This window comes from bacterium (assembly GCA_026708015.1).
Classification (GTDB): Bacteria; Actinomycetota; Acidimicrobiia; order Acidimicrobiales; family Bin134; genus Poriferisocius.
Genome location: JAPOVT010000031.1, coordinates 1 through 23,991 on the forward strand (window position 1 = coordinate 1; position 23,991 = coordinate 23,991).

Below are 23,991 nucleotides of genomic sequence, written 5' to 3' on the forward strand. Positions count from 1 at the left end.
GGCGAATTGAGCCCAAGGGCATCGGCGCCCGCGAGATTCACAGCACCGGATCGGCTAGCCGACGATGCCGACCTCTTGATCTATCCGCAGGGATCCTTCCGACTGGGGACAGTCGTCCTCCCGGCCCCTGGTGCGGACTATGACATTGACCTTGTCCTCCGGGTTGCCATCGCCAAAGAGGCGACGACGCAGGCCGAACTAAAGGAGCTCGCTGGCCAGCGACTCGCTGACTTCGTTAACCGAACCAGTGGCGCGCCAAGACTGAAAGAGGGTGGGAGGTGTTGGACCCTGCTCTGGCCGCGTTTTCATGTGGACATTCTGCCCTCACTTCCCAACCCCGAAGATCTGCCCAATGGAATCCTGCTAACTGATCGTGACCTACGGCTCTGGCAGCTGAGCAATCCCATTGGCTATGCAGACTGGTTCCAAAGTCGGATGCGCGAGCAATTCATTCAGCAGCGGAAAATCCTGGCAGCAGATCGCTCCACCACCGTTGATGACGTTCCGCAATGGGAGGTAAAGACAACCCTCCAGCAGGCGGTTCAGGTGCTGAAGCGTCATCGCGATCTCCACTTCGCCAACCAACTTGACCTAAAGCCACCATCGATCTTGGTTACGACCCTTGTTGGTCTCGCTCACGGAGGTCACGATGACCTATTCGAAGCGGTGGTCCACATTGCTCCGCGGCTGACCCAGTTCGTCAAGGACCGCAATGGAGTTGGATGGATAGCGAACCCGGCTTTGCCCGAGGAGAACTTCGCCGACAGGTGGCGCACTCACCCAGCGCGGCGACGTGCATTCGGACGATGGGCGTCAAAGTCAAAGCTGTCCAAAGACCTTGAGGATGCTGCAGCGCAGCGGGGGCTTGACCGGGTGGTTGCTCGCCTCGAAGACGGCTTCGGAAACGGGGCGAGAATCGCGGAAAAGGACCTCGGGATGACTTACAGATCAGGACGCGAAGCTGGAGTACTCGCATCGGCTGGCGGCTCCGGCCTTCTGGTGAGTGCCGCGGGAGGCACGAAAGCCGCAAGGGTCCGCAACCACAATTTCTACGGTAGGAGTTGATCATGGGCAGGAGGCTCACATTCGCCCAGCAGGCCCTTGGCTTGCAAAGCTACTTCCCCGATGCTCACATCGAAATCGGGAGGCAACGGCTCAAATTTGTCGCCGATCTAACCCCCTCTCCCCTCAGCGAGACCTATTCGGTCCGAATTGAGTTCGACGGGGTCCACAGACCTGTGATCAAGGTGATTTCGCCCACCCTCCGACGTCCTCCTGAGCGCGACCTCCCCCATACCTTCGACGAGGATGCCCTCTGCCTTCACCTGCCGGGCGAATGGAGTGCTTCAGATCTGATAACCCATACCATCGTCCCGTGGACCGTTGAGTGGTTACTCCACTATGAGATCTGGCTTGCAACCGAGGGTACGTGGTGTGGGGGCGGACATGAACCGAGCGCCTTGAATTGAGGCTGCCGGACAGGTCACTTTGGCCATTGCATCTACATCAAGCGGGAGGGGTCCATGGGAACGGGGGCGGCTTTGGCCATGGAGTCTTGCTGGAAGGTGGCCACCAACTGGCCCTCGGCGGTGAACACCTCGCCCTCGCCATAGACCCGGCCGTTGGCCGCCTTGGTGCCCAGCATCTGGATGAGCAGCCACTGGGAAACGTCCAAGCGATCTAGGAAGTGGAGGGTGTGGGCGATCACCCCGGTGGACAGGGTGCGGTGGGCTTCCTCGATGCGGGCCACATCGTGGTGGGGGCGCATGGCCAAGCCGATGATGTTGCCGCAGGTGGCCCACCCGGCGATGCCCTGGTTGGCGGCCTGGGAGTCCACCCCCGGCTCGAAGCGATGCCAGGCCCGCTCCACCGGCACGCCGTCGATCTCCGGTTCGCCGGGCACCGGCCGCCATTCGGCCCCCGGAAAGATGAAGGCGAATCCGGGATCCAAACCGTCGGGACCGGGCACATCGGGCATTGCCGGCTCGTGGCGCATCAAGTCGTCGTCCAGCGTGCTCATCAAGATCAGTGCCCGGCTGAGCAGCTTGCCCCCCTGGATGGCGGTCACGGCATCACTGGCCCAGGTGCGCCCGGCCTGCATGGAGTCGACGTCAACTTCGATGGGCAGGGTGTAGGTTCCGGCCCGGGCGAAAATGGCGTGGACGGAGCGAATGTCCTTGCCGCCGGCCACCTCCCGGTCGGATGCCATCATCATCTGGGCCATGAGCTGGCCGCTGAACACCACATCGCGCCCCTCGGCCGACTCTGTCGGCTGGAAGACGTGGTACCGCTGCTCCCCGACCTCGGTGAGCTCCAGAATGTCAGGTAGTTCGCCGCTCATCGAAGGAAAAGGAAGAGGCTCACTCGTCCATCCCGAACATGGCGGGATCGAAGTCCATCATCCCGGCCAAGACCTTCACAAACGGATCGTCCCAAGCGTCCACCAGTGAGGCGTTGGTGTGGCCCTGGTCCACCAGCATGTTGATCCCATTGATGCCGCTGGCCGCGTCGCTGCTCAAGAACAGCAGCGTGTCGCCCATCTGCTCGGGAACCAGGGTGGGAACGTCGGCGGCCTCACGGTAACTGGCTCCAAACGCCAGCCACAGGTCGGCGTTGGCCCGGGCCAAGGGCGTGTCGGTGGGGCCGGGCATGATGGAGTTGATGCGCATGCCCCTTTGCAGGAAGGGGAACGCCTGCGCGGCCACATAGCCGTTGATGGCCTGCTTGGAGAACATGTAGCTGTCGGTGCCCTCGTGCTCGTCGATCCACGCCGCAGCGGTGTCCCAATCGGGAGTGGCCAGAAAGTCCTGCACCTGCTCAAGGTTGCTCATCCAGCCCAACCCGGCTGCCGAAGAGATAAAGCTCACCGAGCTGCCCCGGCCCAGCTTGCCGCCCTTGATCAGCGCTTCAATGAGATGGCGCTGAGAGGTGAAGTTGATCAACATCAGGTTGCCGGTGCCGTCGGCCACCCCGGCGCAAGCCAGCACGGTGTGCACTGGCCCTTCGATGGCCTCGACAGCGGCGTCCACACTGGCCTGGTCGCCCAGATTGACATGGATGGACTGCCCGCACTCGTAGGCGACGTCGGCAATGTCCAAAACGATGGTGTGGGCCCCCAGCGAGGCCGCTTTCTGTGCGGCCGCCGCTCCCATGCCGGTGGCGCCGCCCACCACCAGCACCCGCTTGCCCTCGTAGTTGACCAGATCAGCCATATCCGTTCCCCTTTTCGGTCTTGCTTGTGAATGGTCTAGCCGATATTGGGAGACTGCTGACAATGAGCCGAGGGCAACCCAACGTCGCGATCGCCCACTGGCCGGGCATGGATTTGTTTGGCGAGGCCGACCTCGACCTGCTGCGGGCATTGGGTTCGCTGTTGAACACCAAGCCCATCGGGGCGTGGGACGACGAAGCCAGTGCCGTGCTGGCCGAAGCCGAGGTGATCGTCGGCCATTGGGGGTGCCCGCCGCTGGACGCCGCCATGCTCGACCGGGCCCCCCGGTTGGGCCTCTTTGCCTACGCAGCAGGCACGGTAAAGATGACTTTGACCGATGCGGTGTGGGATCGGAACATCAGGGTGACCAGCGGGGCCAACGCCAATGCCGAACCGGTGGCCGAGTTCACCTTGGCCGCCATCCTGTTTGCCAACAAGGGCGTTCTGTGGCGCCGGGGCCCGGCGGACTTCTCGGCATTGTCGGCCATGGGCGACCGCCAGTGGGGCAACTATGGCCGCACCATCGGCATTGTCGGCGCCTCGCTGATCGGTCGGCGGGTGATCGAGTTATTGCGGCCCTTCCCACACTTGAAGGTGACTCTGTACGACCCTTACGTCACCCCCGAAGAAGCGGCCTCGCTGGGGGTGGAAAAGCTGGAGCTAGACGAGCTGTGTGCAAGCGCCGACGTGTTGTCCATCCACGCGCCGGCCCTGCCCGAAACCATGCACATGATCGGCGCCGACCAGCTCTCGGCACTGCCCGACGGCGCCACGGTGATCAACACCGCCCGCGGCCCGTTGATCGACCACGGGGCGCTCATGCCCCACCTTGCATCGGGCCGACTCTACGCCATCTTGGATGTGACCGATCCCGAGCCGCTGCCCGAAGACAGCCCGCTGCTGGAGATGCCCAACGTGTGGATCAGCCCCCACTTGGCCGGCAGCCAGGGCACCGATCTGGCCCGCATGACCGACTACGTGATCGAGGAAATCCGCCGGTGGTCCGCTGGCGAACCGGCCCTCAACGAGGTTACCCAAGACCGATTGGCCACCATGGCATGAGCTTGGACTTCCGCTTTCCCGAGCATCCCCTGGCTGAGGCAACCACTGCCGGGGCGCTGGCAGACCGCCTGGTGACGGCGACGGCCGAGAAGCTGGCCGAGTTCGAGCAGTCGGCCGCTCCCGGCTTCAAGCTGCCCGGCCTGCACGCCGGGCATCCAGTGCTTGACGACACCACTGCCGACCTGATGTACGTGCTGGGGCTGCTCATCGACTGCGGTGTGGACGAAGTCGCCGGCTGCGACCTGCAAAGCCGCATCCCGGCGCTGATCGCCTCGCTCGACCCTGCCGCAGTCGAGGGCTTCTACAGCTATCGGGTCGGGGAGACCGTGCTGCGACTGGGCGGCCTGGATGCGCTGCCTTCCGACCTGCGCCAACCTGTGCTCGACGCCGTGTACTCCAAGGAGATCATCGCCCGGCTCGACGACACCGATGCCATCCCTCCCAATTTTGCAGTAGTTGCCACTCGGTGTCTGCGGGCCCTGGCTCGCCTCCAGGGTGACGATGAGCCTGCCGAGCTGCCTGCTCTGCTGGGCCGGGTGCGCTCCATGTTCACCAGCCCCACCGGATGGCTCAACGACGGCATGGGCAACTACGTCCACTACGACATCTACACCCCCGACATGTACCTGTTCGCCGAACCCCTCGTAGACCAACTCGGTCCCGGATGGGCCGACGGGCTGTCCCAGGTGCTTCGCGATCTCGACGAGGTGGCCCAGCCGGGCGGGGCTGTCGTGTGGGGGCGCTCCATTGGCGCGCTGGGCATGGCCATCACCATCGAATTAGCCGCCATCGCCGCCGGACGCGATCTGAACGCCCCTCAAGACCGCTGGCTGGCCCGGGCCGACGCCACGCTCGGCGATCTGCTGGAGTGGTTCCCCAAAGGGGTGATCGCCGCCCACCAGAACCGGGCTCCAATGTTCTACCGGGGCCCGGCCCGACGGCTTCAGATGACCTTGGACATCTACGGAAAGCTCCTGCTGTCGGCCCTGGAGCTGCGGCGCAGACCAGAGGTGGGGGGAGCGCCGTCCACCGATGCCTTCCTGCCGGCCGAGCGCTTCATCCGATTCGACGATTCCGGGCGGGCCACGGTGTGGTCGTACCGCTCCAAATCGCTGTCGTTCGCCCTGTCCACCCTCTTCGGCTTCTCCGCCGACTACGCCCCGTCGCCGCGGGGCCCGGGTCTGTTGGAGCAGCCCACCTCAGGCCATCCGGTGTTGCTGCCGGTGATTTCCCCCCGGGGGCGAGACGAAATGGCTGGCACCAGCAGTGCCCCGCTGATTCCCGCCGGTCTGCCCGTCTCGGTGGAGCACACTCCTGGGTCGGTCACCTTGGTCCACGACGGGTGGGCACCCGCGGGAAGCAGTGATCTGGTGGTGACCGGAAGCAGAACCGCCACATACAAGGTGGAGGGCCGTTCGCTGGTCGTGTCCGAACAACTCCGATTTGACGACCCCGATGGCCTTCCTGGTCCCCTCACCCTGTCGGTGGCCGAACCCGCCATCCGGCCGATTGACGTGGAGGTCGATACCGGTCGGGTTCAGGCCATCGACACCGCCGGGGTAGCTGAATGGCGCAGTTTCTGGGGCGAATTGCCCCAGGTGTACCAGGCTGAGATCGAACCAGCCGCGTCGGTGGACTTCACCTGGAGGATCACCCCCCGACTGCGGGTGACCAGCACCATCCACGGCCACCCCTACGACCGCTCACTCTACGACCCGCTGGCCGACCGAGTGGTGGCCGCTAGCGCGGGCATTCCCGACGACAAGCTGGTCGGAAGGCTGCGGGACATCGACGTGCTGCACATGGCCTGGCCCGAATGGTGGAGCGGTGTGGACCCCGAGCGCACCGCTCAAGTGCTGGGGCAAGTGAAGGCCACCGGCACCGCCATCGTGTGGACTCAGCACAACCTGCTCCCCCACTTCTTCAAGACCGACGAGGCCGCCGCCAGCTACCAACTGTGGGCCGAGGCGGCCGACGCGGTCATCCATCACAGCGAAGTGGGTCGTGACGTGGCCCTGGCCACCTACCGCTACGGCACTCACACCGAGCACCACGTCATCCCCCACGGCCACTGGGGCCGCGAGTACGAAACGGTGTCCAACACCACCCGACAAGACGTAGAGCTGTCCGAGGGATGGGCGCCGTGCGGGCTCCGAGTGGCGGTGATCGGCACCCCCCGAGTGGAGAAAGACCTGCAACTGGTGGTGGACGCGGTGGCCGCCTGCCAGCGGGACGACATCCAACTGGTCATCCGGGTTGACCTGTCGGTGGCCGTGCCCGACGATCCCCGCATCATTGCCGAGCACGGCCATCTCGACTTCAACCAGTACCTGCGGCGTATGAAGGCCTTCGACGCGGTCATCCTCCCGTTCGCCTCTTCAGGAATGCTCACCACCGGCACCGCGTTCGACTGCCTGGGAGCGGGGGTGCCCGCCATCACCAGCGACTGGGACTTCTTCGACGAGACCTTCATCGGCGCCGACATCCGCTACGGCACAACCGTCGAAGACCTCGCCCGGTGCCTCGACGAACTCACGCCTCAAGAGCTGGACCGCTCCCGCCAAGCCCTGATCGACCGTCGCCCGGCCTTCGACTGGGCCCTCGTCGCCGATCAAACCTTGGCCGTTCTGGAAGCCGCCGCCCTTCGCAGAACCTGACGACTTCGGCCCTCACACGATGGCTGGTACCAGCAGCGTGATCCAGATGGTGAGCATGAACCCCACCATGGTGGTCATGATCAATCGAGTCTGCTTGGCCAGTGATGAGTCGACATTCGCCCGCAATTCTGCGCCCAAGACTCGTAGATCGTCCTTGGTCGCCAACTGATCTCGCCCTTCGGGGATTATGCACTGCATAAGCGTCTCAGTTGCCTCCGTGCCTATGGCCTGTACCAGCCGGTTGGCCAACTCCGTGCGCTCTAACTCGGTGACTGCCATTAGTTCCCTTCGTCGTCTATTCGATTCTGAGGGGAACCCTTTATGCTCTGGAGCGGTGCCGGTTCCGACTGCCTTCTGCACCCTACACATGTCTGTTAGCCGAGACAATCAACATCCCCAAGGAAACCCCCATGGACGACTACAAATACGTCGATTACGAGACCGCTGACGCCGTGGCCACCATCACCCTGGCCCGGCCCGAGAAGGCCAACGCCCAGAACGAGCGGATGCTCGACGAGCTGCACCACCATTTCTTGGCCGCGGAGTACGACGACGATGTGAAGGTGATCGTGCTGCGGGGCGAGGGCAGGCATTTCTCCGCTGGCCACGATCTGGGGGGTGGCGCTCCCGATCCTGACGCGGTGTCGCTGGCCGAGCCCGACGGCAGCTGGCAGTTGAACAAGATCTACCGGTGGGAGGCCCGCAAGTACCTGGGCTATTCGTGGCACTGGCGCAACATCCCCAAGCCCACCATCGGCGCCATCCAGGGCAAGGCCATCGCTGGCGCCCTCAACCTGATCTGGCCGCTGGACCTGCTGGTAGTGGCCGACGACGTGGAATTCTCCGACCCGGTGGTGCTGATGGCCATCGGCGGGGTGGAGTACCACGGCCACACCTGGGAGCTGGGTGCCCGCCGGGCCAAAGATCTCCTGTTCACCCAGCGCTCGCTGGGCGCTGAAGAGGCACTTCAGATGGGGCTGGCCCGAGAGGTTGTCCCCCGCGACCAACTCTGGGAGCGCACTCACGAGCTGGCCGCGCAGATCGCCACGAACAACGCCTTCGGTCTGGCTCAGGCCAAGCGGGCGGTCAACCAAACCCTTGATGTGCAGGGCTACTACACCGCCCTCCAGTCGGTGTTCGACGTCCACCACACGGGCCACGGCAACGCCATCAGCGTGAGCGGCTATCCCATCTTGATGCAGCTCGACGAAATGAAGCAGAACCTCAAGAACCAGTAGCCCTTGATGCCCATAGCCCGTCCACATCACTAGCCCGTCAACCCGGCATGGCCACCGACTACGACGCCATCTTCAAGGCCTACGACGTACGGGGCACCGTCGGCGATCAAATCGATGCCGACGGCGCTCGGGCCATCGGCGGCGCCTTCGCCCGATTCGTGGCCTCATCGGGGGCGCCAGCAGTGCTGGTCGGAAGAGACATGCGCCCCGAGGGCGAGGAATTCGCCGCCGCCTTCGGCGAGGGCGCGATGGACCACGGGATCGACGTGGTGGACGTGGGGCTATGCGCCACCGACATGCTCTACTACGCCTCAGGCAGCTTCGACCTGCCCGGTGCGGTGTTCACCGCCTCCCACAATCCCGCGGGCTACAACGGGATCAAGATGTGCGGGGCCGGGGCCGCTCCGATCAGCTCTGACACCGGCTTGGAAGCAATCAAGGCCATGGCCATCGCCGGCCCCGATCCTGGCGCGGCCAAGGGAGCCCGCACAACCCGCGACCTGCTGAGCGGCTACGTGGCCCATGTGCGCTCATTTGTGGACACCAAGGCACTGGCCCCGCTGCTGGTGGTGGCCGACACCGCCAACGGCATGGGGGGCTTGGTGGTGCCCGCGGTGTTCGACGGTTTGCCCTTCACACTCGACCATCTGTACCCCGAACTAGACGGCACTTTCCCCAACCACCCGGCCGACCCTCTTCAACCCGAGAACCAGAGGGACCTGCAAGACCGGGTGCTGGCTCTCAGCGCCGACGTGGGAATGGCCTTCGACGGCGACGCCGACCGCATGTTCCTGGTTGACGAGAACGCCCGACCGGTCTCGGGTTCGCTCACCACCGCCATCATCGCCCGCTCGATCCTCGACCGCGATCCCGGCGCCGTCATGATTCACAACTTGATCTGTTCCAAGGCAGTCCCCGAGGTGATCGCCGAGGGAGGCGGGAAAGCGGTTCGCACTCGGGTGGGCCACTCCTACATCAAGCAGGCCATGGCCGAGACCGGTGCGGTGTTCGGCGGCGAGCACTCCGGCCACTACTATTTCAGGGACAACTACCGGGCCGACAGCGGGCTGATCGCCGCCCTGGTGGTGTTGGAGGCCCTCAGCCACCACCCAGCCGGACTGTCCGACCTGGTTTCGAGCTTCGACCGCTACGCCGCATCGGGGGAGCTGAACACAAGAGTGGCTGATGCCGCCTCGGTGATCGAGCGGGTTGCGGCCGCCTTCCCCGACGCCCGCCAAGACCGCCTCGATGGACTCACCGTGGACCTCGATGACTGGTGGTTCAATCTGCGCCCCTCCAACACCGAGCCCCTGTTGCGGCTGAATCTGGAGGCCCCCACGCCTGATGAAGTCGAACAGCGAGTGGCCGAGGTCCAACCCCTCATCGCCTAACAGATGGGGGCAAGATGCCCGCCAATCTCGTTGCTTTTGGGCGGTCTCCCCGGGAGGATGATGGTTACCAGGAATGATTCGCGGTTCGGGCCGGGGAGAGGATTGCCCCCCTCCCGTCCTCCTCTCCCCGGCTCGGCCGTAATTTAGACGCTGAGCACTAATTCCGCACGGGGTTCTGCCGGGGACAGTTGGCCGCTACAAGACTGGGGACAGATCCAAGGTGGCCAAAAGGGTCCCGACACGGTTCTTGATTACGCTGAGCGCCGTGACCATCAAGGACCAGGCGGCGGTGGTCGTCATCGAACGGACGCCGTACTGGAAGCGGGGGCAGTCGTTATGCCCCCCGCACGCTAGTGGTATGTCCCAGAAATGCCCGAGATTTCACCGGCTATCTTCAAGTGGCCAAGGAGATTGAATTGTGCCGACTCGAGAGCCCACCATCCGAGAAATGCCGCCGCCTCCGCACATTGTGGGGTTGCAACACTTCACCACCTATGCCGAAATCGACGAGATTCTGCGGTCGCGGAATTTCCGGCAGGGGTCACATCAGGAGAGCCAGCCGTTCTTCGGGCGCTCCCTGTTGACCATCGACGGCGACGAGCACTTCGAACGCCGTCGGCTCGAGGCACCACTGTTCGCCAAAGCCGCGCTCGAGTATTACGAGCACACTGAGCTGATTCCGCTGATCGACAAGACGCTGGAAGAGTGTCGCGACAACCGGGATGCCGACGGGGTGGTGCGAGCCGACCTCTGCGTGCTGCTGCGCACCATGCTGGCCCGCATTGCCGCCGCCACTACCGGCATCGACGGGGTGGACACTCCCGAACGAACCACCGCATTTCGGGAGTACGTCGAGCAGCTCGGCACGGGGGCCACCGTCGAGTGGTCCACTGAGGACCACGACGAGGTGATCAGGCGCATCTTGGCAGTACGCGACGACTTCGACCGCGACTTCTTTGCCTCATCAGTGGCCCGTCGCCGGGCCCTCATCGAGCGTTTTCACCAAGGTGAGATCGAGCGGGACGAGCTGCCTGTCGATCTGATCACCATGCTCTATCTGCATTGGAACGACGACTGGGACGAGGGGCTGCCCATCCGGGAGGCCTGCCTGTTCTTGGTGGCGGCTACCCAGACCACTACCCACTCTGTGCCCCACCTCATCGCCCACCTCGACGAGTGGTTCGACAGCCACCCGGAGGACCAATCCAAGGTGACCGACCGGGAGTACATCAAGCGGGCCGCCCACGAGGCCCTGCGGCTGCACCTGCCGTCGCCCGCTCTGCTGCGGATCGCCAACGAGGACGTGACGTTGAGCAACGGAAAGACCATCGCCACCGACGAGCGGGTGGCGTGCCTGTTCACCCCGGCCAACCGCGACCCCAAGGTGTTCGGCCCCGACGCCGGGGAATTCAACCCCTACCGGGAGGTCAGCTCAGTAAAACCCTGGGGTTTGACCTTTGGCGGCGGCGAGCACATCTGCATCGGGCGCACCCTGGTCACCGGCCTCTCGGCCCGCACCGACAACGACGAGGGCACCGACGGCACGCTGGTCAACATCGCCGGCGCGCTCTACAACGCCGGAATCGAGATCGATCCCGACGATCCGCCGACCTACACCGAGGCCAGCCACCACGATGCCTACGGCCGCTTCCCGATTCTGCTGACCAAGCTGTAAGCGCACATGGAAAAAGAGCAGTTGCATGTCACCGTCGACCACCAGCAGTGCCAGGGGGTCGGCTATTGCGAGCGGGTTGCGCCTCTGGTGTTCCGGCTAGGTGACGACACACTGTCGCATGTCATCGACAGCCACCCCCCTGAATCCGAGCGGGACGCAGTCGAGGAAGCCGCCACACTTTGCCCCAGCCGCGCCATCCGCTACTGATGGCCCCAGCCGCGGCTATGCCGCGGGATCGACGAGGCGGCCGATGAACAGGATTGCGCCGGTGTCTTGGTGGGTGATGGCCCAAAGGAAGGGGCGGTCGGCGACAACAGTGAGATCAGGCTCGGGAGGCGCGGATTCGGCGAAGGCCACCGCTGTTGCGGCGGCCGCTTCGGTGCCTTTCTCATCCACAATCACCTTGGCGCCATGCAGCGCGGCGGTGATGAAAATACCGGGGGCGATGCCGTCGAACCCCGCACCAGCGCAGAAACCCTGGGGACAGAGCCACTCGAACAGGTCGGTGGGCGGAAGGGTCTGCTCCCACTTGGGCATGGTGAGGTGGACCAATCCCTCTTGCGCCATATCGTCCAGCCCAGTCAGTGTCCCTGCGCTGAGGGATTCCTCAACCGCGACTAGTCCGACGGATTCGTGGGGGACGATCAACCACATGGCCAATTCGCCCCCTTGGTACGGGAGCTCCACAACATCGGAGTGGATCAGCCGGACAAAGCGGCGTTCAACCGGGTCGTAGTCGCGCATGAACGGCACCGCCACCGGCAGGCCGTCGGCGGTGGTGAACTCATCGACGCGGGTGAGGTCGGCCAGGAAGGGCACGAGCCAGTCGGCCTTCAAGTAAACGGTGTTCACCAAGATCAGCTCCTGGTTCCTGACCACGCTTTCACTCACGATGGTGGGGATCAGGCCGCGGGTGCCCTCCGACACCCAGCGATTGATGGCGTTTGCTGCATTGGCAGCATCAGCAGTGTCGACCGGCTGGATGGATGCTCCGTAGTGGGCTGAGGCTGTGTCGATGAAGGCGGGCAGCGGCGAGAACCCGTCATCAGGGAAGAGCCGGTTGGCCACCTCCAACGTGGTGGGCTCTACCGAGGCATTGGCCAATCGGAGATCAACGGTGTTGGCGGCACGGTGTACTCCAACACCGGGAAATCCGAAGATCCTGTCGAGTTGGGCTCCGGAATCGGCAGAGGCCCCGGCCCGGCTCAGGCTGAACGCGAGGCCGATGCTCAATGGGCTGGACACCGAGTTGCCCTTCAGATGTCGGTGGAATTCCCATCCGGCGGCATTGACACCGGCAACCCACTCGCTTGCGAGAGCTGATGGATCAGCGGGCAGTCGAGCAACGGTCGGCGCCAACACGGCCGAGACCGTGGGCTCAGGAGCGACGATTGCCTTGGCTGGAACTTCAATGGTCGTGGTTGGGCCCGATGTCCGAGTCGTGTCCGAAGAACCGCAGGCCAACGCGATGGAGCCGAGCACGACAAGCAAACCGATCAGCTTGGTCATACCTGTTTGACGCCCCAGACCCGTATCGGGTTCCTTCGGCATCCGGAATTAGAGCGCTGCTCGGAGGGCTTGGAGGTCGCGTTGGGCGGATTGGAGGATGTAGGCCGGGTTGTCGAGATCGGCGTTGTCGCGGCCGAAACCCCACATGCCGTAAGAGAACTCGATGGTCCAGGTGGCGGTGGGAGATGTGGCGCTGATGGCTTCGGCGGCCGGGCGAAGCACTTCGCCCAGCTCGCCACTGCTGGTGGTTTGGGGGTATTCGGCAACCTGAACGTGAACGTGTCGAACCCGATCTCCGAGCGCCCCCAACGGGTTCGACCACTCGTCACGGGCACCGGGGTGAACATGGACGATGGCGCCCAAACGGTCGATGTCAGCCACGGCGTCGAACATGTCGCGGGCCACCACCGGATCTTCAGCCACTGTCCCGAAATGGCACTCGCACAGCAGCCGGGCGCCGTCGGGCACCTCGGCCTCGAACCGCTGGAGCCTTTCGGTGTAGTCGGCGACGGAGTCCGGGTCGCTGCCCACGTTGAACTTGACCCCTTGCGCTCCCACCCGTTCGATCCAGGCCGCCGTCTCAATGCGATCGGCATCGTCGGGCTCGTCCCAACTGGTGTAGCAACTCAGGACCCTGATGGGAACCTCCGAGGCCAGCAGCGCTTCGAGTTCTTCGTCGGGAACCGATCGGGCGTGGCGCTCCCACAACTCCAGACCGTCGAACCCCGCTTCGCTGATGGCGGGCAGCCATTCCGATACCCGGGTCAGAGGGCGCCCTCCGGGTTCGGCCAAACCCCAGCGGTTCGGCTCGATGGCCACTGTGCCCAGGTAGATCTCTCCCAGATTGCTGCTCATCGTGGAGCGGGTGACGAGAATCGAACTCGCGTCATCAGCTTGGGAAGCTGGGGTTCTACCACTGAACTACACCCGCGGGTGCTCGGCACTGTAGCCAATCAGGCGTGGTCGATGCCTGTCGGTTAGGCGACGAAGACCGCCTTGCCGAGCTTGCCAGACACGGTGCAGGGGGTAACAGGCTAGACCGGTGAATACATCTAAGAGGCGGTTGTAGCGCAGTCTCGCCAATAGCGCCTGCTCATCGGACATGGCGTACTTGGCGATCACGCCGGGGGTCGAGTCAGGAAGCCGGACAGTGCGAATGCCCTTGCGGGGCTCAATGAGGTTGAATGGCACAGCCCGCAGCACATAGACCGCGTTTCCGCCGGGGAAGATCGCCCATTCGGTGTTGGGTGGCGATGCTTCGCGCACGCTGTCGGGTAGGGGAACGCGGTAGCGCAGAGAGTAGACGACGTCTCCGAGGTTCTTGGGACGCGGTTCTCCCAGCGCTTCGGCTGCCGCCACCAACTCCTCTCGCCGAAATGCCACCTCATAAAGCCCTGGTTTGAAGCGGTCGGCGAAAATCTTGGCGATGATGCGCTGGGCAAGGCTTTCGCCGGCCGGACTCGTCTTGTTGGTCATGCTTTGACGGTGCCGGGCCATCGCAGGACGAGGACTTCTTCTCGGAGTTGCTCGTTGGTAGCCGTGGCGTGGCGGGTGCGAAACAAGTCAATGGCCTCGACATGGTAGCCGGCGCGCTCAGCAACCTCTGCGAGGACCTCGCCCGTACGGATCATCACTCTCAGGTAGGAAGCCTGGTCTCCTACCACATAGGCCAAGCGAGCCCCAGGGCGCAGCGCTTTGCTCAGGGAGGCGAAGTGGCGGGCCATGCCGCCAAAATAAAGCTTGGTGACCCGGTGGTACATCCGTTCGAAGCCCGGCTCCTTCCCCAAGGCTATGCGCCGAGCTTCGATGGCGGCGGCGATTCGCTCGACTTCGGCATCACCGCTGATCCACTCGTCGTCGTCGTCGTTTCGATAGACGCCGCGGGTGTTAGGTCGCACCAGCCCGCGCTTCATCGCCTGAAGGTCTGATCTCTCGTGAATGTGCCCCAACAGCACCGATTCAAGCCGGACCGTGCGGGAGTAGTCCTTCTCATTGGGATACGGCGGCGACGTGATCACCGCGTCAATGCTGTTGGGCTCAATGTGCCTGTCCACCGCCCGGGACTCCTAGCTTCTTGGCCTCAACCAGTGTTGTGCCGGTGCCGCAGAACGGATCAAGCAAGCGCTGAGCGCTATCAAGCCCGAAGCGGTGGGCGTATTCCCGAACTTGGTCCGACACTAGAGACGAACAGTGACACATCCTTCGGAGCTTGGAAACGGACCCTCGGGTGTCAGGGCATCAGACATCGAAATGCTCGACCACCTATCAGTCATGGGATGAGTACAACCTTGCCAAGCTTGCCGGGAACGGCGAAGTACTCATAGGCCTCGGCCGCCTCGGCCAGCGGGAAGGTTCGGGCGATGGGGACATGGAGTCGGCCGGATTCCACCAGCGGCAGCACGTGTTGCTCCACCTGCCGGGCGACCGCAGCTCTCTGCTCCAGAGAGCGGGGGCGCAGCGTGGAGGCGAATAGGCGCACTCGCTTGATCATGAGCAGGGCCAGGTTCAGCGACACCTCCGCTCCCGCGCCAACACCAATGACCATGATGCGCCCTTCGGTGGCCAGGGCCTTCAGGTTGGCGGGCCAGTTGGGGGCGCCAACCAATTCCAGGATCACGTCGAACGGCCCGGCATCAACGAAGTCCCTGGGGTCGATGGCATGTGCTCCCAATTCGGCCACCGCGCGGCGGGAATCGGGGTTGCGCACGGTTGCGGTCACCTCTGCCCCAGTGGCGGCGGCCAGCTGCACCGCGGCCACCCCCACTCCGCCGGCGGCACCATGGACGCACACCCGCTCGCCCATGGCCAGACCGGCTTGGGTGAACAAGGCGTCGTGGGCGGTGGCGAACACCTCGGGAAACCCCCCGGCGCTCTCCCAGTCCAGCGATTCGGGAACCGGCATGGCCAGCGGCTCGTCCACCATACAGAGTTGGGCCTGTCCGCCCCCCTGCACCACCGCCATGACTCGATCTCCCGCCGAGAACCGCTGGCAGCCATCACCGGCGGCCACCACCTCTCCGGCCATTTCCAATCCGCCGGTGGCTGGCGCTCCCGGCGGCGGGTTGTAGCCCCCTTTGGCCTGAGCCAAGTCGGCGCCGTTCAGCCCCGCGGCCCGCACTGCCACCAATAGTTGGCGGTGACCCGGTCGGGGATCGTCTACTTCCCCGGTTGTCGCCTGCCCGTCTTGGAAAACCACCGCTCGCATCAGCCTGCAATGTAGTGGTCAATAGGGCCTTTTGCGGGGGTGTCGAGACGACATCCATGTCGTAGGCTTCGTTTATGGCAACACTGACTCAAGCCACGTTCACCCGCATGGACGAGTCCACGGCCGAGGATTGGGCGGCAACCGCTTCTGCACACCACTACCTGGAGCAGGGACTGGCCGACCGGGTACTGCGGGAGATGCGGGATCTGGCCACCGGACCCCAGGGCTTCGCCGTCGACCGGTTGACCCACAGCATCCAGACCGCCCATCGGGCCGAGAAGGCCGGGCGGGATGACGAGTATCTGGTGTGCGCGCTGGTCCACGACATCGGAGACCTGCTCAATCCCTACAACCACCCCGACCTGGCCGCGGCCATCCTCAAGCCGTTTGTGTCGGAGGAGAATCTCTGGATGGTGCAGATGCACGGCGTCTTCCAGGGCTACTACTTCTGGCACCACGTGGGCCTCGACCGCAACAGCCGTGACGCCTACGCCGACCAACCCCACTACGACCGCTGCGCCGAGTTCTGCGCCGAATACGACATGCCGGCCTTCGACCCGTCCTATCCCACACCGCCCCTGGAGCACTACGAGCCGCTGGTGCGGAGCTTCTTCGCCCCCAAAGCGTGATCCTCTCCGACGTATCCATCCGCAAGGCACTAGCGGAGGGCCGCATCGAGATCGACCCGCTGGCCGACGATGCCATTCAGCCGTCGTCAGTCGATCTGCGCATCGACCGCTATTTCCGGGTGTTCCGCAACCACACCGAGGGGTTGATCGACGTCAAGAAGAACATGGACGCCCTCACCGAGCCGGTGGAGATCGAGCCCGACGGGGTGTTCATCCTCCACCCCGGCGAGTTCGTGCTGGGATCGACGCTGGAACGGGTGCGGATTCCCGATGACTTGGTGGCCCGGCTGGAAGGCAAGTCGTCGCTGGGCCGGCTCGGGCTGCTGATCCACTCCACTGCCGGGTTCGTAGACGCCGGCTGGAACGGCCGCCTCACCTTGGAGCTGTCCAACGTGGCCACCCTTCCCATCACCCTGTATGCCGGGATGAAGATCGGCCAGATCTCCTTCATCCGCATGACCACGCCTGCCGAGAACCCCTACGGATCAGCCGAGGCCGGCTCCAAATACCAGGATCAAGCCGGCCCCGTACCCTCCCGTTACTGGAAGAACTGGTAGTGGACAACCAACCTGGCACCTCCCTTTGAGCGCTGGGGCGGCTTTGAATCGGTTGACAGTGTCTGGACCCGTTCCCGCAAATTCGTTGTCGGCAACTTCGCGATCTGGCCTGCTTGCGAGGCTGGGGAGTGAGCGGGTCGACTTGGTGATCATCGGCGGGGGGATCACCGGGGCGGGGGTGGCCCGGGACGCGGCCCGGCGAGGGCTACGAGTGGCGCTGGTGGAAAAGGACGACTTTGCGGCCGGGACGTCTTCGCGCTCGTCCAAGCTGATCCACGGCGGGCTGCGCTACTTGGCCATGGGCGAGGTCGGGCTGGTGCGGGAGACCGCGCGGGAGCGCCAGGCGGTGCATCAGATGGCTCCTCATCTGGCCGAGCCGTGCTGGATGGTGGTGCCTGCTCACAACCGGGCCAGCCTGATGAAGTTCCGAGCCGGGATCACCACCTACGAGAAGCTCGGGGCGGTAGACGACGCCGACCGCAATCTCAGTTGGGATCGCGACGCCCTCGCCGAGCAAGAGCCCTGCATACGTCGGGACGAGTACCCGTGGGCCTGCGCCTACCGGGAATACATGACCGACGACGCCCGGCTGGTGCTGGCCGTGCTGCGCGATGCGGTGGGTTCCGGGGCCACCGTGGCAAACAGGCTTCCGGTGGTCGACGTGATCTGGAAAGGCAACCACATCGACGGGGTGGTGGCGGCGTGCGAAATGAGCGGCGACCGGGTGGAGATCCGCGCCGACGCCGTGGTGAACGCCACCGGGCCGTGGGTGGAGCGCTTGGCCCGATTAGAGGAAGAGGCCGCCACTGATCGCCTCCACCCCTCAAAAGGCATTCACATAGTCTTCGACACCGCCCGGCTGCCGGTGCGGAACCTGGTGATCATGGCAACTCCCGACAAGCGCAGCGTCTTTGTGCTGCCCCGGGGCGACACGGTTGCCATCGGCACCACCGACACCAGCTATCAGGGAAAACGGCTCCTATGGCCCGAGATCGAGCGGACCGACGTGGCGTATCTGCTGCAACCGCTCAAGCACTACTTCGATGTCGATCCGCTGGATTTCGACGACGTGGAGGCCGCCTGGTCAGGCGTACGCCCGCTAGTGGCGCAAAAGGGCAAAGAGGCCACCGAGATATCCCGCAAGGAGGAGGTTTGGGTGGGAACCGGGGGGATGATCACCATCGCGGGCGGCAAGCTCACCGGGTTTCGCACCATGGCGATGACGGTGCTCGACTACGTGGCCGAGCGGCTAGGACGATCACTGGGTCCGAGTCCGGGGCCCGACCCGATCCCCGGCGGCAACCTCTCGTCGGACCTCGATAGCCATGCAGCATCGGTAGCCACAGCCACCGGTGTCGAACGGCGGCTGGCCGAACGGCTGGTGCGGCTCTATGGAGACGAGACCCGCCAGGTGCTGGCCTTGGGCCACCAGCCCATCGTCCCTGGCGGGCGGGTGGTAGCCGGCGAGGTCGACTGGGCGGTGCGGGTCGACGGTGCGCTGACCCTGGAGGATCTGATCTATCGCCGGACCCGGGCCGCCTGGTACACGCCCTCCGAACGAGACGACCTTGTCGCCCCGGCAGCCTCGCTGATGGGCGATCTGCTGGGATGGGACAAGGCCCGCACCACCGCAGAAGTCGACGCTGTTCGAGCTCGCTACGCCAGCGAACTCGAATTCAAGTCGGACGCCTGATGGCGCTGATTGACGAACTTGCCAGCCTGCTGGGCGACGATCTCCTCCTCGACGACGAAGCCCGCCACAGCAGAGCCCGCGACACCTGGCCTCGCTCCGAGTTCGACCAGTGGCAAGGCCAGTTGGTATTGCCGGTTGCGGTGACGGCACCGTCAAACACTGAGCAGTTGGCTGCGATTGTGGAGCTGTGCCGATCCCACGGCGCTCCGATGATTCCCCGAGGGGCCGGATCGGGATGCGTGGGTGGAGTGCTGGCCACATCCGACTCGGTGGTGATCAGCACCGAGCGCCTGAGCGGCCTGCGGTGGCTTGACCCGGTGGACGGTCTGGCTCCATTCGGCGCCGGCACAATGGGCATCGACGCTGAGAACCGGGTGCGCCAAGACGGCTTCACCATCGGGCACTGGCCCCAGTCGATCGAGATCTCCTCGGTGGGCGGATGGGTGGCCACCCGGGCGTCGGGTCAGTACTCCACCGCCTACGGCAACATCGAGGACATCGTGTATGCGGTTGAGGCCGTACTGCCCGACGGGTCGATCTACCGGTCGCGCCCCACTCCCCGGGCGTCGGCAGGGCCTGATCTGCGTGAGCTCCTGTTGGGCAGCGAGGGCACGCTAGGCATCATCACCGAGGTGACGTTTTCGCTGCGGCCGCTTCCCGAGCCGGGGGTTCGCCAAGCCTTCCACTTCGAGGACATGAGCGCGGGAATCGACGCGCTGCGCAGCGTGATCGTGCCGGGCTGGCGACCCCCGGTAGTGCGCCTCTACGACGCCAGCGAGTCGCGCCGCCACTTTCGCGACCACGTACCCAAGGGCCGCTGCATGGCCATCTTCTTGCACGAGGGTCCACCCGGACACGCCGCGCTTGAGGCCACCGCAGTGGCCGAGCTGTGCCAAGCAGGCGGTGGAGAACCGGCCGACCCCGGAGCGGTGGACCACTGGTTCGAGCATCGCAACACCGTGCCCACTTGGACCGATCTGTTTGAACAGGGCCTAGTGGCCGACACCATCGAGGTGGCCACCGGCTGGGGCCGCCTCGCTCGGCTTTACGAAGCGGTCATCGAGGCCATCAGCGCGGTGCCCACGGTGATCGCCGCCACCGCCCACACATCACACGCCTACCAATCCGGGGCCAACCTCTACTTCACCTTCGCCGCCCAGCCGTCTGATCCCGACCAGTACCAGTCGGTCTACGACGCCTGCTGGGCCGCGGCCATGCAAGCGGCCACTGACTGCGGCGCCGGCATCTCCCACCATCACGGCATCGGCCGCGTCCGCCGCCCCTGGATGGCCGACGAGCTCGGCGATGCTGGCATTGATGTGCTGCGCTCTGTCAAGGCCGCCCTCGACCCCCAGAACCTCATGAACCCCGGGGTCTTGATTCCAGACTGACCGCAATCACTCCAGCCGTTGCATTCCGAGCCACATCAGCAAGAAATTCTGACCCCGGAGAGTCATGCGACTTGGACTGCATCAGTGAGTTTGTCGGGAACATCGGCTGGGAACGACAACACGAGATGCCTGTCGAGCGCCGTCGCGACCCGGGCGAGTGTGTCGATCCGATTCTTCGCACCGCCACCCTCCTCAAGCCGAGAGATGACCGACTGAGTGGTGCCCATCCGGTCGGCAAGCTCTCGTTGGCTCAAGCCGGCTTCGGTCCGCAATTCAAAGATGAGCTGTCCCAAATCAAGACCCTGCTCGATCCCGGCCCGCGTCTCGGCGGACGGTTCGCCTTTGGCCTTCTTGATGTCTTCCCATCTGGACAGATTGGCCATCGTGTCTCCTTCTACGGATTGTACTTGGCGCATTCCTGAGCGATCTTTCGAGCCCGAACAATTTCGGCCCGCTCGTTGTTTCGTTGTTTACGGAATGTTGTCAACAAGATGATGCGGCCATCACCAGTGAATCTGTAGGTGATACGCCGAGCAGTTGAACCGAGTGTGAACCGGACTTCGAATAGACCCTCGCCGAGACTTCGTGAGAACGGCATTCGCGCTCGAGTCCCGAGGGAAGCGAGTCGGTCAACCACGGTCGCCGTCCGCTCCCATTCGGTATGGCTGAGATCGTCGAACCATTCGACGATCTCATCGTGCGCCTCAATCTCAGCCACACAGAGCATCATTGCATATATGCGATGATCGCACAAGAGCGATAATACGCGCCGTCACGGAGAAACGCGAGGGAGCCGCCGATGCCGCCAGCCTCACGTTCGACGCGATTCACTCATTGCGACTCGATTGTGCTGCTGGAGGCAGACGTCTTCGACAATTCCTCCGCGGACGGCCAGATTGCAATTGCGACCGTCGCGAGCGCATCGGCTCGTTCCGAAATGCTGTCTTCATCCCATGATTCGCTCTGTGCAAGTCCGTAGTTGATGACCAGGGACCTCTGCTTCAGATTGTCGTATTCAATGCTCGCTGGTGGCTCGTTAGGATCTTCGTTGCGAAGTCGTTCGTCGATGGCACCCAGCAGCACGCGATGGCCTCTTTGTGCGTGACCGCGCCCAACCTCTTCTTGCCATTCAACGACGTCATCCGGATTGAAGAGCATTCGACGAACAGACTTGGCACGATCCGCTTCCTCCTCCTGAAGAACGTCAAGAAGGCCTCGGATCATCAACAGGACGGTTGTCAGACGCTGCTGTCCGTCAATCACAGAACGAAGCGCTATGCCGCCAGTAGGGAAGGGGAGCCCCTTCGATCGTCTGACCAAGACCAAAATCGTCTAGGGGGCTCGCAGCATGGCCACGCCCATGCACCGTCCTGCCCGGCCCGACTGCCCGCGATGCGAGAAGAATCGCTGAGCGTCCAGGGTGTCCATCCGACTGTCCTCGATGTTCTTGAGCCACACACCGGCATCCAGCAGCTGCTGTTTGACCATGTACGGAATGTCCAGGTGCGGCTTTTCCCCGGCGTCGTAGAGCACCGCCGGTTGCTGGTGGTACTCCCCTTCGGCCTGCATGGCCTCGTTCATAGAGACTTCCAGGGACAGCGGTTGCAGGCATGGGCCGATGCCCGCCTGTATATCGCGCGGCCGGCAGCCCAGCTCCCGTGCCATTGTCTCTACCGCCTTTTGGGCGATCCGCCCGATGGCACCGCGCCATCCCACATGCACGATGCCGATGGCCGGTTGTGCCGGGTCGTAGAGCACCACCGGGGCACAGTCGGCCGCCAAAACGGCCATAGGGATCATCGGAGTGCTCGTCACCAGCGCATCACAGGTGGCCACTCCGGACTCCGATGAGTCGGCCCCCCGACCCCTGTCCTGCTCGCCGACAACCTTGACCCGAACCCCATGCACCTGGCGGGGAACCACGAGGTTGCGGAAATCGAAGCCCAGGTCGTCGCCCGCGACCTTGCGGTTGGCGATGACCCGTGCTGGATCGTCCCCCACCTCAAAGCTCAGGTTGAGACTGGCCAGCTCGCCTGTGCTCACTCCACCTCCGCGGCCCGTGACCGCGGCCAGCACCTGGGGACCGTCAAAGCTGAACCGGACTGAGTCCATTGAGTCCTACTCTAGTAGTATTTCTGGTATGAAAGTTAGCGTCAGCCTTCCCGACGAAGACGTTGAGTTCCTCGACGCATATGCCCGCCACCACCAAATCGCCTCCCGATCAGCCACCCTGCACCGGGCGATCCGGCTCCTGCGGGCATCTGAATTGGCGCAAGACTACGCCGACGCATTCACACAGTGGGACAACGAAGAGAGCCATCTTTGGGACTCCACCGCTTCTGACGGGCTCACATAGCGCTGATGCGGCGAGGAGAGATCCGCATCGTCAACCTCAGCCCCACGCTGGGCGCTGAGGCCGCTCAAACCCGGCCCGCAGTGATCGTGAGCAACGACGGCGCAAACACCACGGCCGCCCGGTTGGGACATGGAGTGGTCACCGTGGTCCCCATTACCTCCAACACCGAGCGGGTCCACCCCTTCCAGGTTCTGCTCGTCGCCGCCGATACCGGCCTCGAGCGCGACTCCAAAGCCCAGGCCGAGCAGGTCAGGTCGATCTCCATTGAGCAAGTCGGCCGTCTGATTGGCCAGGTCCCCTTCGACCTCATGGCCCACCTCGACGACGCCCTCCGACTCCATCTCGCCCTATGACGAACTCGCCGCGACAGGGGCCAGACATGCCCGAATCCCCAGTGTGGTCATCGCCGGTGTTGCGTTCGGTACGCGGGGTGATCGATCGCTCACGACACGTCCACACCTCGGTCGAGGCCATCGAGAAAGTGGCCTCGTGGATGGCCTTTGAGGAGTTCGCCTTTCCATCTGGCCCGGTTGACGGTGCCTTCAGCGACCGGACCGACCCGGCGGAGATCATCGATCCGAATTGGGCCGCGTGTTCAGCGGAAACCCGAACTAGCGTGCGGCGGGAAGGTGTATGGTGGGGGGCATGGTCATAGAAAACCCCCCACCACACCCCACGAAGGATACCGCTTCCAACCCGACAGGTGAACCCGAACTGATGGCACGCACCAAGTTCGCGCCATCTGATTATGTCCTTATCGTCGCTGCCCTGCTACTTTTGGCGGGCTCGCTGGGATTCATTCCGGTTGTCGCCTCGTTCCCAGCTGCGTTGGCTGTAGTCGTGCTGGGAGCACGTAGAGCGTGGTTCCTCAAGCGGAAAGTCGAGGCCGACCGCTAGGACTGGCGGAAGCCCGAACGAACCGCTAGGTTTCGGATCACCTAGAAAGACCCCGCGGGTTTTCTCCTGCGGTCAGATTTGTTGGCAGGTCGGGTGCTTGCCTCATCCCCTCCGTGATCGGACGTACACAAGCGGGTGAGGGCTTGGTCTTGGCCCCCTTCGGGTCTGGCCGCGGGTCTTTCTAGGTGGAAATCCCGACCTTCCGGAGGGGGCCACCTAGATGGGCGAGCGTGCGACAAACAGCAAGGGGAGAAGAGGGCCGCGGCGCTGGCTGGCGGTTCTGCTGCCGGTGGCGCTGCTGGTCGCCGGGCTGGTGCTGGTGGCATCTGACGACACGCCGAGCGCCGAGGCCCATCCGCCGACTCAGCGTTGCGGGACTGGATGGCCGTTCGGGCCGCCCGGTGTCTACGCGTGCGTAAGCGTGCATTCCGGCCATCCCACCCCTACGCCAAGGCCCACCCCAAGGCCCACCCCGAAGCCGGAATGTCCGCCGGGCAGCCACAAGCACGCTGGCTGGGGC

26 protein-coding genes, 1 tRNA gene and 1 pseudogene are annotated in these 23,991 nt (G+C 64.2%); 15 read left to right on the forward strand and 13 right to left on the reverse strand.

Annotated features, from left to right (window positions below; genetic code table 11):
* Positions 1-1,065: nucleotidyltransferase (locus tag OXG30_07290; protein ID MCY4134704.1), on the forward strand; the 1,065-nt coding region annotated here is incomplete at its 5' end.
* 2 nt (positions 1,066-1,067) lie between these two features.
* Complete coding sequence (locus tag OXG30_07295; GenBank protein ID MCY4134705.1) at positions 1,068-1,469, forward strand: hypothetical protein; 402 nt, start codon at positions 1,068-1,070, stop codon at positions 1,467-1,469.
* Between the two features lie 32 nt (positions 1,470-1,501).
* Here the strand turns inward: OXG30_07295 and OXG30_07300 are convergent, their stop codons facing one another.
* Positions 1,502-2,341 (reverse strand): thioesterase family protein, encoded by an 840-nt coding sequence (locus OXG30_07300; protein MCY4134706.1) that lies wholly within the window; start codon positions 2,339-2,341, stop codon positions 1,502-1,504.
* Positions 2,342-2,360: 19 nt separating this feature from the next.
* Entirely contained in the window at positions 2,361-3,212 is an 852-nt protein-coding gene (locus OXG30_07305; protein ID MCY4134707.1) for an SDR family oxidoreductase, read from the reverse strand.
* A 62-nt stretch (positions 3,213-3,274) separates the two neighbouring features.
* Between OXG30_07305 and OXG30_07310 the strand changes: the two genes are divergently transcribed.
* Positions 3,275-4,273, forward strand: a complete 999-nt coding sequence (locus tag OXG30_07310) for a hydroxyacid dehydrogenase (GenBank protein MCY4134708.1) — start codon at positions 3,275-3,277, stop codon at positions 4,271-4,273.
* On the forward strand, positions 4,270-6,930 hold the full coding sequence (locus tag OXG30_07315) for a glycosyltransferase (protein ID MCY4134709.1): 2,661 nt from the start codon (positions 4,270-4,272) through the stop codon (positions 6,928-6,930). Before OXG30_07310 ends, OXG30_07315 begins: the two co-directional genes overlap by 4 nt.
* Before the next feature lie 12 nt (positions 6,931-6,942).
* On the opposite strand, the gene OXG30_07320 is transcribed toward OXG30_07315, so the two are convergent.
* Positions 6,943-7,209 carry a hypothetical protein gene (locus OXG30_07320; protein MCY4134710.1) on the reverse strand — a complete coding sequence of 89 codons (267 nt, stop codon included), beginning with the start codon at positions 7,207-7,209 and terminating at the stop codon, positions 6,943-6,945.
* Between the two features lie 131 nt (positions 7,210-7,340).
* Between OXG30_07320 and OXG30_07325 the strand changes: the two genes are divergently transcribed.
* The 4 genes from OXG30_07325 to OXG30_07340 all read left to right on the forward strand — a co-directional run bounded on the left by OXG30_07325 (position 7,341) and on the right by OXG30_07340 (position 11,441).
* Positions 7,341-8,168, forward strand: a complete 828-nt coding sequence (locus OXG30_07325) for an enoyl-CoA hydratase (protein ID MCY4134711.1) — start codon at positions 7,341-7,343, stop codon at positions 8,166-8,168.
* A 47-nt stretch (positions 8,169-8,215) separates the two neighbouring features.
* Positions 8,216-9,559 carry a phosphomannomutase/phosphoglucomutase gene (gene manB, locus OXG30_07330; protein ID MCY4134712.1) on the forward strand — a complete coding sequence of 448 codons (1,344 nt, stop codon included), beginning with the start codon at positions 8,216-8,218 and terminating at the stop codon, positions 9,557-9,559.
* 418 nt (positions 9,560-9,977) lie between these two features.
* A complete protein-coding gene (locus tag OXG30_07335) occupies positions 9,978-11,234 on the forward strand; it encodes a cytochrome P450 (protein MCY4134713.1) in 1,257 nt (418 codons plus the stop codon).
* A 6-nt stretch (positions 11,235-11,240) separates the two neighbouring features.
* Entirely contained in the window at positions 11,241-11,441 is a 201-nt protein-coding gene (locus OXG30_07340; GenBank protein MCY4134714.1) for a ferredoxin, read from the forward strand.
* A 15-nt stretch (positions 11,442-11,456) separates the two neighbouring features.
* On the opposite strand, the gene OXG30_07345 is transcribed toward OXG30_07340, so the two are convergent.
* The 6 genes and pseudogenes from OXG30_07345 to OXG30_07370 form a co-directional block, all read right to left on the reverse strand.
* Positions 11,457-12,743, reverse strand: a complete 1,287-nt coding sequence (locus tag OXG30_07345; protein MCY4134715.1) for a hypothetical protein — start codon at positions 12,741-12,743, stop codon at positions 11,457-11,459.
* A 48-nt stretch (positions 12,744-12,791) separates the two neighbouring features.
* A complete protein-coding gene (locus tag OXG30_07350) occupies positions 12,792-13,598 on the reverse strand; it encodes a hypothetical protein (GenBank protein ID MCY4134716.1) in 807 nt (268 codons plus the stop codon).
* 2 nt (positions 13,599-13,600) lie between these two features.
* Positions 13,601-13,674: transfer RNA gene (locus tag OXG30_07355), tRNA-Gly, on the reverse strand.
* Positions 13,665-14,219: a hypothetical protein gene (locus OXG30_07360; protein ID MCY4134717.1), complete on the reverse strand. Its 555-nt coding sequence runs from the start codon at positions 14,217-14,219 to the stop codon at positions 13,665-13,667. Before OXG30_07360 ends, OXG30_07355 begins: the two co-directional genes overlap by 10 nt.
* Positions 14,216-14,809, reverse strand: a pseudogene (locus tag OXG30_07365) (DNA methyltransferase). Before OXG30_07365 ends, OXG30_07360 begins: the two are co-directional and overlap by 4 nt.
* 203 nt (positions 14,810-15,012) lie before the next feature.
* Positions 15,013-15,948: a zinc-binding dehydrogenase gene (locus OXG30_07370; protein MCY4134718.1), complete on the reverse strand. Its 936-nt coding sequence runs from the start codon at positions 15,946-15,948 to the stop codon at positions 15,013-15,015.
* Between the two features lie 74 nt (positions 15,949-16,022).
* Here OXG30_07370 and OXG30_07375 point away from each other — a divergent pair, with 74 nt between their 5' ends.
* The 4 genes from OXG30_07375 (at position 16,023) to OXG30_07390 (ending at position 20,218) form a co-directional block, all read left to right on the forward strand.
* Positions 16,023-16,577, forward strand: coding sequence for an HD domain-containing protein (locus OXG30_07375; protein ID MCY4134719.1), 555 nt, complete (start codon positions 16,023-16,025; stop codon positions 16,575-16,577).
* Positions 16,574-17,134 (forward strand): dCTP deaminase, encoded by a 561-nt coding sequence (dcd, locus tag OXG30_07380; GenBank protein MCY4134720.1) that lies wholly within the window; start codon positions 16,574-16,576, stop codon positions 17,132-17,134. The genes OXG30_07375 and dcd overlap by 4 nt, the downstream gene beginning before the upstream one ends.
* Positions 17,135-17,279: 145 nt before the next feature.
* Positions 17,280-18,827 carry a glycerol-3-phosphate dehydrogenase/oxidase gene (locus OXG30_07385; protein ID MCY4134721.1) on the forward strand — a complete coding sequence of 516 codons (1,548 nt, stop codon included), beginning with the start codon at positions 17,280-17,282 and terminating at the stop codon, positions 18,825-18,827.
* Positions 18,827-20,218 (forward strand): FAD-binding oxidoreductase, encoded by a 1,392-nt coding sequence (locus OXG30_07390; GenBank protein ID MCY4134722.1) that lies wholly within the window; start codon positions 18,827-18,829, stop codon positions 20,216-20,218. Before OXG30_07385 ends, OXG30_07390 begins: the two co-directional genes overlap by 1 nt.
* 62 nt (positions 20,219-20,280) lie before the next feature.
* Here OXG30_07390 and OXG30_07395 read toward each other — a convergent pair whose 3' ends face one another.
* The 4 genes from OXG30_07395 to OXG30_07410 form a co-directional block, all read right to left on the reverse strand.
* Positions 20,281-20,601: a helix-turn-helix transcriptional regulator gene (locus OXG30_07395; protein ID MCY4134723.1), complete on the reverse strand. Its 321-nt coding sequence runs from the start codon at positions 20,599-20,601 to the stop codon at positions 20,281-20,283.
* Between the two features lie 11 nt (positions 20,602-20,612).
* Complete coding sequence (locus OXG30_07400; protein MCY4134724.1) at positions 20,613-20,936, reverse strand: type II toxin-antitoxin system RelE/ParE family toxin; 324 nt, start codon at positions 20,934-20,936, stop codon at positions 20,613-20,615.
* A gap of 113 nt (positions 20,937-21,049) precedes the next feature.
* Positions 21,050-21,481 carry a hypothetical protein gene (locus OXG30_07405; GenBank protein ID MCY4134725.1) on the reverse strand — a complete coding sequence of 144 codons (432 nt, stop codon included), beginning with the start codon at positions 21,479-21,481 and terminating at the stop codon, positions 21,050-21,052.
* Between the two features lie 69 nt (positions 21,482-21,550).
* Positions 21,551-22,330, reverse strand: coding sequence for a polyphenol oxidase family protein (locus tag OXG30_07410; GenBank protein ID MCY4134726.1), 780 nt, complete (start codon positions 22,328-22,330; stop codon positions 21,551-21,553).
* A 28-nt stretch (positions 22,331-22,358) separates the two neighbouring features.
* Between OXG30_07410 and OXG30_07415 the strand changes: the two genes are divergently transcribed.
* Genes OXG30_07415 through OXG30_07425 form a run of 3 tightly spaced genes read left to right on the forward strand, consistent with a single transcriptional unit; the run spans position 22,359 to position 23,229 of the window.
* Entirely contained in the window at positions 22,359-22,574 is a 216-nt protein-coding gene (locus OXG30_07415) for a ribbon-helix-helix domain-containing protein (protein MCY4134727.1), read from the forward strand.
* A 2-nt stretch (positions 22,575-22,576) separates the two neighbouring features.
* Entirely contained in the window at positions 22,577-22,927 is a 351-nt protein-coding gene (locus tag OXG30_07420; protein ID MCY4134728.1) for a type II toxin-antitoxin system PemK/MazF family toxin, read from the forward strand.
* Between the two features lie 26 nt (positions 22,928-22,953).
* Positions 22,954-23,229, forward strand: coding sequence for a hypothetical protein (locus OXG30_07425; GenBank protein ID MCY4134729.1), 276 nt, complete (start codon positions 22,954-22,956; stop codon positions 23,227-23,229).
* Positions 23,230-23,991: the final 762 nt, after the last annotated feature.

Coding starts and splice junctions, on each gene's coding strand:
- OXG30_07300 (MCY4134706.1), bottom strand. CDS start 2,341: ATGAGCGGCGAACTACCTGACATTCTGGAGCTCACCGAGGTCGGGGAG.
- OXG30_07310 (MCY4134708.1), top strand. CDS start 3,275: ATGAGCCGAGGGCAACCCAACGTCGCGATCGCCCACTGGCCGGGCATG.
- OXG30_07315 (MCY4134709.1), top strand. CDS start 4,270: ATGAGCTTGGACTTCCGCTTTCCCGAGCATCCCCTGGCTGAGGCAACC.
- OXG30_07370 (MCY4134718.1), bottom strand. CDS start 15,948: ATGCGAGCGGTGGTTTTCCAAGACGGGCAGGCGACAACCGGGGAAGTA.
- OXG30_07305 (MCY4134707.1), bottom strand. CDS start 3,212: ATGGCTGATCTGGTCAACTACGAGGGCAAGCGGGTGCTGGTGGTGGGC.
- OXG30_07345 (MCY4134715.1), bottom strand. CDS start 12,743: ATGACCAAGCTGATCGGTTTGCTTGTCGTGCTCGGCTCCATCGCGTTG.
- OXG30_07390 (MCY4134722.1), top strand. CDS start 18,827: ATGGCGCTGATTGACGAACTTGCCAGCCTGCTGGGCGACGATCTCCTC.
- OXG30_07360 (MCY4134717.1), bottom strand. CDS start 14,219: ATGACCAACAAGACGAGTCCGGCCGGCGAAAGCCTTGCCCAGCGCATC.
- OXG30_07410 (MCY4134726.1), bottom strand. CDS start 22,330: ATGGACTCAGTCCGGTTCAGCTTTGACGGTCCCCAGGTGCTGGCCGCG.
- OXG30_07375 (MCY4134719.1), top strand. CDS start 16,023: ATGGCAACACTGACTCAAGCCACGTTCACCCGCATGGACGAGTCCACG.
- OXG30_07295 (MCY4134705.1), top strand. CDS start 1,068: ATGGGCAGGAGGCTCACATTCGCCCAGCAGGCCCTTGGCTTGCAAAGC.
- OXG30_07415 (MCY4134727.1), top strand. CDS start 22,359: ATGAAAGTTAGCGTCAGCCTTCCCGACGAAGACGTTGAGTTCCTCGAC.
- OXG30_07395 (MCY4134723.1), bottom strand. CDS start 20,601: ATGGCCAATCTGTCCAGATGGGAAGACATCAAGAAGGCCAAAGGCGAA.
- OXG30_07320 (MCY4134710.1), bottom strand. CDS start 7,209: ATGGCAGTCACCGAGTTAGAGCGCACGGAGTTGGCCAACCGGCTGGTA.
- manB (MCY4134712.1), top strand. CDS start 8,216: ATGGCCACCGACTACGACGCCATCTTCAAGGCCTACGACGTACGGGGC.
- OXG30_07340 (MCY4134714.1), top strand. CDS start 11,241: ATGGAAAAAGAGCAGTTGCATGTCACCGTCGACCACCAGCAGTGCCAG.
- OXG30_07325 (MCY4134711.1), top strand. CDS start 7,341: ATGGACGACTACAAATACGTCGATTACGAGACCGCTGACGCCGTGGCC.
- OXG30_07425 (MCY4134729.1), top strand. CDS start 22,954: ATGCCCGAATCCCCAGTGTGGTCATCGCCGGTGTTGCGTTCGGTACGC.
- OXG30_07350 (MCY4134716.1), bottom strand. CDS start 13,598: ATGAGCAGCAATCTGGGAGAGATCTACCTGGGCACAGTGGCCATCGAG.